This window comes from Neorhizobium sp. PAMB6630 (assembly GCF_058242775.1).
In genome coordinates this window covers 3,510,871-3,523,602 of the sequence record NZ_CM177836.1, presented here as the reverse complement: position 1 = coordinate 3,523,602, position 12,732 = coordinate 3,510,871, and the positions used below count along the sequence as shown (strand labels likewise).

The window sequence follows — 12,732 nt, the reverse complement described above, 5'->3', positions numbered from 1 at the left end:
GCGATGAGCCGATTCCTGACAGATGGCGGGATTTATCTTGAACACGGATCGGTAACCGTGCCGGAGGTTCATGCCGCCATTGCGCCGCTTGCCTTTCTTGCCAGTCAGGATCTGTTTTCCAACCCCGCTCTGGTGCGCGCTGAAAACGGGGTGGTCAAGGGATCCAACCTGACGTTCCGTCTGCTGACCGGTTGTGGCGCCCCGGAAGGCCGCCTGCCGGACGAACTGGGGATCGCGCTTGCGCCGGAACCGCTGCTGCAGCCGAAGGATATCGAGGTCCCCACAGTCGAGGGCATGCGCATCTTTTCCTGGCAGGATGTTGTCCTGCAGGATCCGGCCTCGCGCGCCGTTCTCGTTTATGGCATCGGGCGGGATGTGACAGCCGAGCGCGATGTTGCCCATCAGCGCGAAGAAGCGCGCCTGCATGCCGAGGAGGAAAGCGCCTCGAAAACCCGGCAGATGGCAACCGTTGTGCATGAACTGCGCACGCCGCTGACCGGCATTCTCGGCATGAGCCATCTGCTGGAACAGACCAGCCTGACGCTTGAGCAGAAGAACTATATCGGCGGCGTCCACCAGGCGGGCCTTGCGATGGCGCAGCTTGTCGATGATCTTCTCGACTTCGCCACCCTGCAGGCCGGCCGTTTCCGCCTGAACAGCCGTGCGGAAAACCTGCGCCAGCTGCTGGAAAGCGTCGTGGAAATGCTTGCCCCGCGCGCCCATGAAAAATCGATCGAGATCGGCTCGACTGTTGCCTTTGATGTGCCGACGCTGATGGATTTTGATCCGGCACGCCTGCGACAGGTGCTGTTCAACGTCATCGGCAATGCCGTCAAGTTCACCCATGAGGGGGGTGTGCTGACCCGTGTCGGCATGGATGGCGGCCATGTGGTGATTACCGTTGCCGATACGGGACCGGGCATGACGGCGGAAGCGCAGCGGCACATCTTTGCCGAATTCGAACAGGCCGGAGAGGCGATGGACCGCAGCGGCGGCACCGGCCTTGGCCTTTCGATTGCCACCCGCATCCTCAACGAATTCGGCGGATCACTGTCTGTCGACAGCGAAAAGGGCAAGGGCACCACCTTCACCATCCGCTTCCCGGCGGTCTTCGTCAAGGCGGGCAATGAAGGCAATGACCGCATGTTGCTGCTGCGCTCGTCGCGCGTGCTTCTGATTGCGCCGACGGGGCCGGCGGCGGCGGCCACCATCGCCACCATCGAAACACTGGGCGGCCGTTGTCGCCATGCGCGCACGCCCGCCGAAGCGGAGCAGACCATTGGCCAGCTGGCCCGGCAGGGCATGGCCTTTACCGATATGATCGTCGATCATCGCACGGAGGGCTCCGTTGCGTTGCTGACGCAAGCGCACGGCATGCGCCGCATCCTTCTGGTCAGCCCCGAGGAGCGTGCAGCCCAGCCCTGGGACAGTTATGACGCCTGGTTGATCCGGCCGCTGCGCGAACAGTCGCTGGTCGACGTGCTGCGCGGCAGGCTTGGCGGCGGCGAAGGCCGTTCGCCCTCCGACATGCGCACACAGGCGCGTCCACAGGCCCCGATCCTGACGCGCCGGCAGCTTTCCGTGTTGCTTGCCGAGGACGATCCGGTGAGCGCCATGATGGTCGGCTCGATCCTCCAGAAGGCCGGATGTGTCGTTCATCATGTGTCTGATCTTGCCGCACTGCAGGAGGCGGCCCTGGGCGAGAGGCATCCAGACCTCATCATCTCCGATATTCACATGCCCGGTGGTGACCTGGCGCAAGTGCTGCCGCTGCTGGCCAATGGCCACAATGGCGCTCGCCGGATGATCGCCCCGGTTCTTGTGCTCAGCGGCGAAATGGATGCCGTTCTCCAGGACAAGATGCTGGCGCAAGGCGCGCGCCGGGTCCTGCAAAAGCCCATCGATCCGCAGGTCCTTCTGCGCGAGGTGGAACTGGTCATGGCGGCCTCCGCCTGACGGCTGTCATAATATGCGTTTCAGCCTTTCTTTTGCCGGAATTCGGTTTGTCACGTTGTTGTTGCACTTTGATGTTCTATGAAGACAATCATCAGAGACGGACGAAACGTCATGACTATCGAATTGCTTGATCGCGACATCGCGTTTGGTGCCGAGCAGAGCCCGTCGCGCCCGCAGGCCCGCACCGATGTTCTGGGCCGGATCGGCAGCCTGGAAACCCGGCTTGCCCGCAACCCCCGCGAAGTGGATGCAGCCCAGGCGCTGCGCTACCGGGTGTTCGTCGAGGAAATGCATGCCCAGCTGCCGCCCGAGGCCATGCGCCGTGGTCGCGACATCGATAGCTTCGATGATATCTGCGACCATCTTCTGGTGGTCGATACGGCGCTTTATGGCGATCCGGAAGACCAGATCGTCGGCACCTACCGTCTCCTGCGCCAGGACGTGGCGGTCAACCATGGCGGTTTCTATTCGGCCTGCGAATTCGATATCGATCCGCTTCTGGCGCGCCATCCCGACAAGCGCTTCATGGAGCTTGGCCGTTCCTGCGTGCTGCCCAACTATCGCACCAAACGCACGGTGGAACTGCTGTGGCAGGGCAACTGGGCCTATGCGCTGAAGCACAATATTCATGCCATGTTCGGTTGCGCCTCGTTTCCGGGCGTGCGGCCGGAGGAACATGCGCTGGCGCTGTCCTTCCTGCATCAGACGGTCTGCGCCAAGGGCGACTGGGCAGCTTCTGCCAAGTCCGATCTGTTTTGCGAAATGGACCTGATGCCGGCCGAAGCGATCAATCCCAAGCGGGCGCTGATGTCGATGCCGCCGCTGGTCAAGGGTTATCTGCGGCTGGGTGCCATGGTCGGCCACGGCGCCGTCGTCGATCAGGCGTTCAACACCACCGATGTGCTGGTGATCCTGCCGATCGAGGCGATTTCAGGCCGCTATATCAATTATTACGGGGCCGATGCCGGGCGTTTTGCCAGCTGAGCCCTGGCCGCCTGTTCCGATTAAAAGCCGGCGGACTTTTCAGTCCGCCGGCTTTTTATTTGGTGTGACGGGAGTTCAGGAGCCGGCGTTATAGGCGGCAATGGCGGCCATGTTGACGATGTCGCTATCCTTGGCGCCCATCGAGGTGATCTGCACCGACTTGTCGAGGCCGACCAGAAGCGGGCCGATCAGCGTCGAGCCGCCAAGCTCTTCCAGCATGCGCGTGGAAATGGCCGCCGAATGGATAGCGGGCATGACGAGCACGTTGGCGGTGCCGGAGAGACGCGTGAACGGATATTGCTCCATGCGGGTAGCATTGAGCGCAATATCGGCCCCCATTTCGCCGTCATATTCGAAATCGAGACGGCGCTGGTCGAGGATTTTGACGGCCTCGCGCACCCGTTCCGAGCGCTCGCCACGCGGCTGGCCGAATGTGGAATAGGCAAGCAGCGCGACGCGCGGCTCATATCCCATGCGGCGCGCCATGCGGGCGGCTTCCACGGCGATATCGGCGAGATCCTCGGCGGAGGGCATGTCATGCACGGCAGTATCCGTCACGAAGACGGTGCGGCCGCGTGAGACGACGAGCGACACGCCGATGACCTTGTGCCCGGGCTTTGCATCGATGCAGCGGCGGACGTCAGACAGCGCCGTTGCATAATTGCGCGTCGTGCCCGTCACCATCGCATCCGCATCACCGAGCGCCACCATGCAGGCGGCAAAGTGGTTGCGGTCGTTGTGGATGAGGCGCTGCACGTCGCGCAGCAGGTAACCCTCGCGCTGCAGCCTTGCATAGAGATAGTCGATATAGGCTTCCACACGGGTGGAGAGGCGTGCGTTGACGATCTCGATGCCCGGGCGATCCAGTTCGATGCCGGCCCGTTCTGCCGTCGAACGGATCACGTCGTCACGGCCGAGCAGGATGGCGGTGCCAAGCCCTTGTGCAATGAAGGAGACGGCAGCACGCATGACCTGCTCTTCTTCCGCCTCGGCAAAGACCACCCGCTTGGGGCTGCGGCGCACCTGCTGGTAGATGCCTTGCGTGGTCGCGGCAATCGGATCGCGCCTTGCCGAGAGATCGCGGCCGTAGGCGTCGAGATCCTCGATCACCTTGCGCGCCACGCCGCTTTCGATGGCAGCCTTGGCAACGGCCACCGGAATGGCCGAGATGAGGCGCGGATCGAACGGCACCGGGATGATGTATTGCGGCCCGAAACGCGGGCGAACCCCCTGATAGGCGGCGGCCACATCATCCGGCACGTCCTGGCGAGCCAGGTCGGCCAGCGCATTGGCGGCGGCAATCTTCATGGCGTCATTGATCTGGCGGGCACGCACATCGAGCGCGCCGCGGAACATGTAGGGGAAGCAGAGAACGTTGTTCACCTGGTTCGGATAATCCGAGCGCCCGGTCGCCATGATCGCATCGTCGCGGATGCGCGAGACTTCCTCCGGCGTGATTTCCGGATCGGGATTGGCCATGGCAAAGATGATCGGCTTATCCGCCATGGAGCGGATCATCTCTTCGCTGAAGGCGCCCTTCTGCGACAGACCGAGCACCACGTCTGCGCCGTTCATCGCCTCTTCCAGCGTGCGCCGGTCGGTTTTCACCGCATGCGCGCTCTTCCACTGGTTCATGCCCTCGGTGCGACCCTGGTAGATGACGCCCTTGGTGTCGCAGAGGATGATGTTATCAGGCGCAAAGCCCATGGCCTTGATCAGTTCGATGCAGGCGATGGCGGCAGCACCGGCGCCGTTGCAGACGAGCCGCGTGGTCTTCAGGTCGCGGCCGGTCAGTTCCAGCGCGTTGATGAGGCCGGCGGCGGCAATGATGGCCGTGCCATGCTGGTCGTCATGGAACACCGGGATGTCCATCAGCTCGCGCAACCGGCTCTCGATGATGAAACATTCCGGCGCCTTGATATCCTCAAGGTTGATGCCGCCGAAGGAGGGGCCGAGATAGCGCACGCAGTTGACGAATTCGTCGACATTTTCCGTATCGACCTCAAGGTCGATGGAATCGACATCGGCAAAACGCTTGAAGAGGACGGACTTGCCTTCCATGACGGGCTTGGAGGCGAGCGCGCCGAGATTGCCAAGGCCGAGGATGGCGGTGCCGTTGGAGATGACGGCCACCATATTGCCACGCGTGGTATAGTCGTAGGCGCAATCGGGATTGGCGGCGATGGCCTTTACCGGCACGGCAACGCCGGGCGAATAGGCCAGCGACAGGTCGCGCTGGGTTGCCATCGGCTTGGTGGGTGTGATCTCCAGCTTGCCGGGGCGGCCGCTGCTGTGAAAATCGAGCGCTTCCTGCTCCGTTACCGAAGCGCGCTTGCGGTTCGCACCCGAGGCCGGGTGGGTCTCCTTGGCAGACATGTCTCCTCCAGCATGTTGTGGGCATCGCCCAAGTTTCGGGCGTGCTCTGTTGTATTGTCAGGGGCATAACCGATAGAGTCGCAGGTCACGCCACGCAACAGAAAACGGCCGGAAACGCCTTGGAACGCCTTACATCAGACGTCTGGAATACAGCCGAACTCATCACCGCGGAAAGCCGGGCTTCCGCGACGCCGATGATGGAGCAGTTTATCGAGATCAAGGCGAACAACCCGGACTCGCTGCTGTTCTATCGCATGGGCGATTTCTACGAGCTGTTCTTCGAAGATGCCGTGGAAGCCTCGCGCGCACTCGGCATCACGCTCACCCGGCGCGGCCAGCACATGGGCCAGGATATCCAGATGTGCGGCGTGCCGATCCATGCGGCCGACGACTATCTGCAAAAGCTGATTTCGCTCGGGTATCGCGTTGCCGTCTGCGAGCAGGTGGAGGATCCGGCGGAAGCGCGCAAGCGTGGCTCCAAATCTGTCGTCAAGCGCGATGTGGTGCGGTTGGTGACGCCGGGCACGCTGACCGAGGAAAAGCTGCTTTCGCCATCGGAATCCAACTATCTGATGGCGCTGGCCCGCATTCGCGGTGGCACAGACACGCAGATGGCGCTCGCCTGGATCGATATTTCCACCGGCGTTTTTCGCGTCGCGGAGACGACACCGCTGCGACTGCTCGCCGATATCCTGCGCATCGAGCCGCGCGAACTGATCGTGCCGGATACCGTCTTCCATGATCCTGACCTGAAGGTCACCTTCGATATTCTCGGCCGCGTGGCCGTGCCGCAGCCGGGCGTGCTGTTTGATAGCGCCACTGCCGAGGGGCGCATAACCCGCTATTTCGGCGTCGGCACGCTGGATGGGTTCGGTACGTTTTCGCGCAGTGAACTCGCTGCCGCCGCTGCGGCCGTCGCCTATGTGGAAAAAACCCAGATCGCGGAACGCCCGCCGCTCAGCACGCCCGAGCGCGAAAACGGCGCTTCGACGCTGTTCATCGATCCGGCAACGCGCGGCAATCTGGAGCTGACGCGCACGCTGTCGGGCGATCGCGACGGTTCGCTGCTGAAAGCCATCGATCGCACCGTGACCGGTAGCGGCGCGCGGCTGCTGGCCGAGCGGCTGATGTCGCCACTGACCGATCCCGCCATCATCAACGGCCGGCTGGATAGCGTCGCCTTCCTCATCGATGAGCCGTCTTTGTGTTCCGACCTGCGGGCCGCACTCAAGCATGTGCCTGACATGCCGCGCGCGCTGTCGCGGCTGGCTCTTGATCGCGGCGGCCCGCGCGATCTCGGTGGCATCCGCCAGGGGTTGTCGGCTGCCCGCCAGGTGGCCGAGCGCCTTTCCGGCGCGCTGTTGCCGCAGGAACTGTCGGCGGCGCTGACGGACCTGCAGGCGCTGCCGTTTGCGCTCGAACAGCAGCTGGGTGAGACGCTGGCCGACGACCTGCCGCTTTTGAAGCGCGATGGCGGTTTCGTCTGTGATGGAGCAGACGAGGACCTGGACGAGGTGCGGGCGCTGCGCGACCAGTCGCGCCGGGTGATAGCCGGCCTGCAGCTGCAATATGCCGAGGAAACCGGCATCAAGTCGCTGAAGATCAAGCATAACAACGTGCTCGGTTATTTCATCGAGGTGACCGCCGGCAATGCCGGGCCGATGATCGATACGCCGGAGGCAAAAGCCCGCTTCATCCACCGCCAGAGCATGGCGAACGCCATGCGCTTTACCACGACGGAACTTGCCGATCTCGAAAGCCGCATCGCAAATGCCGCAAACCAGGCGCTGACCATCGAGCTTGCTGCCTTCGAGACGATGACGAAGGCGGTGCTGGCCAGTGCCGAGGCAATCAAGGCCGGCGCCCGCGCGCTTGCCGTCATCGATGTCGCCGCAGGGCTTTCGCTGCTCGCCGACGAATGGAATTATTGCCGCCCGCAGGTGGATGGCTCGCGCCAGTTCAACATCGAGGGCGGGCGCCATCCGGTGGTGGAGCAGGCGCTGCGGCGCCAGTCGTCCAGCGCCTTCATCGCCAATGATTGTGATCTCTCGCCGAAAAGCGATGGCGGGTTTGGTGCGCTCTGGCTGCTGACCGGCCCGAACATGGGCGGTAAATCGACCTTCCTGCGCCAGAACGCGCTGATTGCCATTTTGGCGCAGATGGGCTCCTTCGTGCCGGCAGCATCGGCGCAGATCGGCGTCGTCGACCGGTTGTTTTCCCGCGTCGGCGCGTCTGACGATCTGGCGCGTGGGCGATCCACCTTCATGGTGGAAATGGTGGAAACCGCGGCCATCCTCAACCAGGCGACAGATCGCTCGCTTGTTATCCTCGATGAAATCGGGCGGGGCACTGCGACCTTTGACGGCCTGTCGATTGCCTGGGCAGCCGTTGAACACCTGCATGAGGCCAACCGCTGCCGGGGCCTGTTTGCCACGCATTTCCACGAGCTGACGGCGCTGTCGGAAAAGCTCGGGCGGCTCTCCAATGCCACGATGCGGGTGAAGGAATGGGATGGCGACGTCATCTTCCTGCACGAGGTGGGGCCGGGGGCGGCGGACCGCTCCTACGGTATTCAGGTGGCCAAACTTGCCGGCCTGCCGGAGGCGGTCGTTTCGCGCGCCCGCGACGTCTTGAACAAGCTTGAGGATGCCGACCGCAAGAACCCGGCAAGCCAGCTGATCGATGATCTGCCGCTTTTCCAGGTGGCGGTGCGCAAGGAGCAGGAACGGCGCGGACCCTCCAAGGTGGAAGACGCGTTGAAGGCGATCAACCCCGATGATATGACGCCGCGCGAGGCGCTGGATGCGCTTTATGCGCTGAAGCGGCAGCTCGGCGAAAAATAGTCTCCCGGCATCCGCTGGGAGGCAAAAGCCTCAGTTGCGAAACGCCTTGGCAAGATCTGCCGTTCATTGTGCCGTTGCGCTTGGTTTGCCGCCGATTTCATTGTGAAACCGGCCCGGAAAAGCTATAGCGCTTTGCGGGAGCGGCACCGGCAGGGCAAGATGGCAAGACACGAGATTGATTTTTCAGAACTTCTGGATGTGAGTGGCCTGCGTGACGAATGCGAGGCTGTTGCCAACGCCGGTGACGGCAACATGCTGGAAATCCGGGCAGCGCTTCTGCCTCTCCTGCGCCGCGCCAACAGCGAAGCGCGCGATAAGGCAAGGCTGAAACTCTCCGAGGATGGCAGCGGGCTCAATTGCGCCGAGCGTATCTCCTGGGTTCAGGACCAGCTGATTTCCATCGTCCACGCGCTGATTTCGCGGCACGTCTATCCGAAATCGGGTTCGCGCATGGCCGTGACCGCCGTCGGCGGTTATGGGCGTGGCACGCTGGCGCCGGGATCGGATATCGACCTTCTGTTCCTGCTTCCGGTCAAAAATTCGGAAGAAGTGCGCAAGGCCGTGGAGTTCCTGCTCTATGTGCTGTGGGATCTCGGCTTCAAGGTGGGTCATGCCACCCGCACGGTGGAAGAGTGCATTGCGCTTTCCAAACAGGACATGACGATCCGCACGACGATCCTCGAAATGCGGTTGCTCTGCGGAAAAGAGGCGCTTGCCGACGAGTTGCAGGAACGCTTTGCAGCCGAGATCGTCAGCCACAGCGGGCCTGATTTTATCGTCGCAAAGCTTGCCGAACGCGACCAGCGCCACCAGAAGGCCGGCGATACCCGGTATCTGGTCGAGCCGAACGTCAAAGAAGGCAAGGGCGGCCTGCGCGATATCCAGACGCTGTTCTGGATCACCAAATATCATTACCGGGTGCGCGATCCCGCCGAACTGGTGAAGCTCGGCGTTTTGTCGCGCCAGGAGTGGCGGCTGTTCCAGAAGGCCGAGGATTTTCTCTGGGCGGTACGCTGCCAGATGCATTTCCTGACCGGCAAGGCTGAAGAGCGTCTTTCGTTCGATATCCAGCGCGAGATTGCCGAAAGCCTGGGGTATCACAACCGGCCGAACCTCTCGGCCGTCGAACGCTTCATGAAGCACTATTTCCTCGTCACCAAGGATGTCGGTGATCTCACCCGCATTCTCTGCGCAGCGCTTGAGGAAGAACAGGCAAAGCCGGCGCCCGGCATTACCGGCGTTATCTCGCGTTTTCGCAAGCGCACCCGCAAGATCCCCGGCAGTGCAGAATTCGTCGAGGATCAGGGCCGCATTGCGCTCGCCGCTCCCGATGTTTTCAAGCGTGATCCGGTCAGCATTATCAGGCTGTTCCATGTGGCTGACCTACATGGGCTGGAATACCATCCGGATGCGCTGAAAGCGATCACCCGCGGCCTGCATCTCATCAATGACGAGTTGCGTGAAAATACCGAGGCAAACCGGCTGTTTCTCTCCATCCTCACCTCGCGGCTGGAGCCTGCGCTGACGCTCAGGCGCATGAACGAGGCCGGTGTGCTCGGCCGTTTCATTCCGGAATTCGGCAAGATCGTCGCGATGATGCAGTTCAGCATGTACCACCACTATACGGTGGACGAGCACCTGATCCGCGCCGTCGAGGGCCTCTCCAACATCGACAAGGGCCGTTTTGCCGACGAACATCCGCTCGCCAACAAGCTGATGCCGCATATCGAGGAGCGGCAGGCGCTTTATGTCGCCGTTCTGCTGCACGATGTCGCCAAGGGCCGCCAGGAGGATCACTCGATTGCCGGTGCCCGCGTGGCGCGCAAGCTCTGCCCGCGCTTCGGGCTGAAACCGAAGCAGACGGAACTCGTCGCCTGGCTGATCGACCAGCACCTGCTGATGTCGATGGTGGCGCAGACGCGTGACCTGCACGACCGCAAGACGATCACCGACTTTGCCGACAAGGTGCAGTCGCTCGACCGGCTGAAGATGCTGCTGATCCTGACGATCTGCGATATCCGGGCTGTCGGCCCCGGCGTGTGGAACGGCTGGAAAGGCCAGCTTTTGCGCACGCTCTATTACGAGACCGAACTGCTGCTGTCGGGTGGCTTTTCGGAAGTATCGCGCAAGGAGCGGGCCAAAGCGTCCGAGGAGGCGCTGGCCAAGGCACTGTCCGACTGGAGCCAGAAGGACCGCAAGACCTATTCGAAGCTGCATTACCAGCCTTACCTTCTGTCGGTTCCGCTGGAAGATCAGGTGCGCCATGTCGGCTTTATCCGCGAGACGGACAAGGCCGGCCATGCGCTTGCCACCATGGTGCGCACCGACAGTTTTCGCGCCATTACCGAAATCACGGTGCTGGCGCCGGACCATCCGCGCCTGTTGTCGATCATTGCCGGCGCCTGCGCTGCGGCCGGTGCCAATATTGCCGATGCGCAGATCTATACGACCACCGACGGGCGCGCGCTTGATACCATTCTCATCAGCCGCGAGTTCCAGAACGATGAGGACGAGTTGCGCCGCGCCGCCACGATCGGCCGTATGATCGAGGACGTGCTGTCGGGCAAGAAACGCCTGCCGGAGGTGATCGCCACCCGCGCCCGCTCCAAGAAGCGCAACAAGACGTTTACCGTCCACCCCTCCGTCACCATCTCGAACACGCTGTCTAACAAGTTCACCGTCATCGAGGTGGAAGGGCTCGACCGCACCGGTCTCCTGGCAGACATGACGGTTGTCCTGGCGGACCTGTCGCTCGACATTCACTCGGCACGGATTACCACGTTTGGTGAAAAGGTCATCGATACCTTCTATGTGACCGATCTCGTCGGGCAGAAGGTCACCAACGAGAACCGTCAGGGCACCATCGTCACGCGGCTCAAGACTGTTATTTCCGAGCAGGAGGACGAGTTGCGGCGCGGCATGCCATCGGGCATCATCGCGCCGGATCCGGCCGCCGTGTCCAACACCGCACTGGCCAAGTCACGGACACAAGCATGAGCCTCGTCAAGAAGTTTGCAACCGTTGGCGGCGCCACGCTCGGCAGCCGCGTGTTCGGGTTCGCCCGCGAAACGCTGATGGCGGCAGCGCTCGGCACCGGGCCGATGGCCGACGTATTCTACGCCGCCTTCCGGTTCCCGAACCTCTTTCGCCGGCTGTTTGCCGAAGGCGCCTTCAACGCCGCCTTCGTGCCTTTGTTTTCCAAGGAAATCGAGGCGAACGGCATCGATGGCGCCAAGCGCTTTTCCGAGGAAGTTTTTGGCGTTCTCTTTTCCGTTCTCCTGCTGATCACCATCGTCATGGAGCTTTCCATGCCGCTTCTGGTGCGCTTCGTGATCGCGCCCGGCTTTGCCGACGATGCGGACAAGATGTCGATCACCATTCGCCTTGCCGCGGTAATGTTTCCGTATCTGATGTGCATGTCGCTGACGGCGATGATGAGCGGCATGCTGAACTCGCTGCATCACTTTTTTGCCGCGGCCATCGCGCCCGTCTTTTTGAACGTGGTGATGATCGGCGCGCTGTTTTATGCGCTGTGGAGCGGTGCCGATCCGCTGTCGACGGCATGGTATCTGTCCTGGAGCGTGCTGGTTGCCGGGCTCTTGCAGCTGGCCGTGGTCTATATCGGCGTGCGCCATGCCGGCATCAGCATTGGCTTTCGCATGCCGCGCATCACCCCGAATGTGAAGCGTTTGCTGGTGCTGGCCGTGCCGGCGGCGGTGACCGGCGGCGTGACGCAGATCAACCAGATCATCGGTCAGGCGATTGCGTCGAGCAAGGAAGGCGCGATTGCAGCGCTTCAATATGCCGACCGCATCTACCAGCTGCCGCTCGGCGTCGTTGGCGTGGCCGTTGGCGTGGTGCTTTTGCCGGAACTGTCGCGGGCGCTCAAATCCGGCCACATGAAGGAGGCCGGCAATATCCAGAACCGGTCGCTGGAATTTGTGCTGTTCCTGACGCTGCCGGCCGCCGGTGGGCTCTGGATGCTGTCGGATGCGATTATCCGCGTTCTCTATGAGCGCGGCGCGTTTTCCGCCGAAAACACCACGGTGGTTGCCTCCATCCTTGCCATCTACGGGCTCGGCCTGCCGGGCTTCGTGCTGATAAAGGCCTTGCAGCCGGGCTTTTATGCCCGCGAGGACACCAAGACGCCGATGCGCTTCACCATGCTGTCGGTGGTCGTCAATTCAGGCCTTGCCATCACGCTGTTCCCGCTGATTGCCGAACGCGGCATTGCAACGGCAGAAGCCGCCGCTGGCTGGATCAACACGGCGCTGCTGTTCACCATGCTGTTGCGGCGCGGCCATCTCGTCTGGGAGTGGGGGCTTGCACGACGTACCCTGATGCTGCTCGTGGCAACCGGCATCATGTGCGCGGCCCTAAGCTACGCGCTGGACCATGCTGCCCCCTGGCTTGCACCGGGAACCCGGCTGATCGAGAAGGTTCTTGCCCTGTTTTCGCTGATCGGCGTGGCAATGCTTGTCTACTTTGCCGCGGCCTTTGCCGTCGGTGGTGCCGATCTCGGCATGATCCGCCGCAACCTCAAGCGCAAGCCGAAGCAGCCCGGCTGATGAGC

Annotated in this window: 6 protein-coding genes; 5 read left to right on the top strand and 1 reads right to left on the bottom strand. The window is 62.4% G+C overall.

Annotated elements, in window-relative coordinates:
- The first annotated feature begins 3 nt into the window (after positions 1-3).
- Both AC4CWF_RS16770 and olsB read left to right on the top strand, forming a co-directional pair.
- Entirely contained in the window at positions 4-1,956 is a 1,953-nt protein-coding gene (locus AC4CWF_RS16770) for a hybrid sensor histidine kinase/response regulator (RefSeq protein ID WP_491282761.1), read from the top strand.
- Positions 1,957-2,067: 111 nt separating this feature from the next.
- A complete protein-coding gene (gene olsB / locus AC4CWF_RS16765; protein ID WP_491282760.1) occupies positions 2,068-2,940 on the top strand; it encodes a l-ornithine N(alpha)-acyltransferase in 873 nt (290 codons plus the stop codon).
- 75 nt (positions 2,941-3,015) lie between these two features.
- Here olsB and AC4CWF_RS16760 read toward each other — a convergent pair whose 3' ends face one another.
- On the bottom strand, positions 3,016-5,316 hold the full coding sequence (locus AC4CWF_RS16760; protein WP_491282759.1) for an NADP-dependent malic enzyme: 2,301 nt from the start codon (positions 5,314-5,316) through the stop codon (positions 3,016-3,018).
- Positions 5,317-5,510: 194 nt separating this feature from the next.
- Between AC4CWF_RS16760 and mutS the strand changes: the two genes are divergently transcribed.
- The 3 genes from mutS to murJ all read left to right on the top strand — a co-directional run bounded on the left by mutS (position 5,511) and on the right by murJ (position 12,727).
- Complete coding sequence (mutS, locus tag AC4CWF_RS16755) at positions 5,511-8,159, top strand: DNA mismatch repair protein MutS (RefSeq protein ID WP_491285460.1); 2,649 nt, start codon at positions 5,511-5,513, stop codon at positions 8,157-8,159.
- A 159-nt stretch (positions 8,160-8,318) separates the two neighbouring features.
- A complete protein-coding gene (locus AC4CWF_RS16750) occupies positions 8,319-11,156 on the top strand; it encodes a [protein-PII] uridylyltransferase (RefSeq protein ID WP_491282758.1) in 2,838 nt (945 codons plus the stop codon).
- The gene (murJ, locus tag AC4CWF_RS16745) at positions 11,153-12,727 is read left to right on the top strand and encodes a murein biosynthesis integral membrane protein MurJ (RefSeq protein ID WP_491282757.1); all 1,575 of its coding nucleotides are present in this window, start codon (positions 11,153-11,155) and stop codon (positions 12,725-12,727) included. The genes AC4CWF_RS16750 and murJ overlap by 4 nt, the downstream gene beginning before the upstream one ends.
- Positions 12,728-12,732: the final 5 nt, after the last annotated feature.

Bases quoted from the DNA above. Each gene is read 5' to 3' on its own strand.
- AC4CWF_RS16770 (WP_491282761.1), top strand. From the start codon at position 4: ATGAGCCGATTCCTGACAGATGGCGGGATTTATCTTGAACACGGATCG.
- olsB (WP_491282760.1), top strand. From the start codon at position 2,068: ATGACTATCGAATTGCTTGATCGCGACATCGCGTTTGGTGCCGAGCAG.
- AC4CWF_RS16760 (WP_491282759.1), bottom strand. From the start codon at position 5,316: ATGTCTGCCAAGGAGACCCACCCGGCCTCGGGTGCGAACCGCAAGCGC.
- mutS (WP_491285460.1), top strand. From the start codon at position 5,511: ATGATGGAGCAGTTTATCGAGATCAAGGCGAACAACCCGGACTCGCTG.
- AC4CWF_RS16750 (WP_491282758.1), top strand. From the start codon at position 8,319: ATGGCAAGACACGAGATTGATTTTTCAGAACTTCTGGATGTGAGTGGC.
- murJ (WP_491282757.1), top strand. From the start codon at position 11,153: ATGAGCCTCGTCAAGAAGTTTGCAACCGTTGGCGGCGCCACGCTCGGC.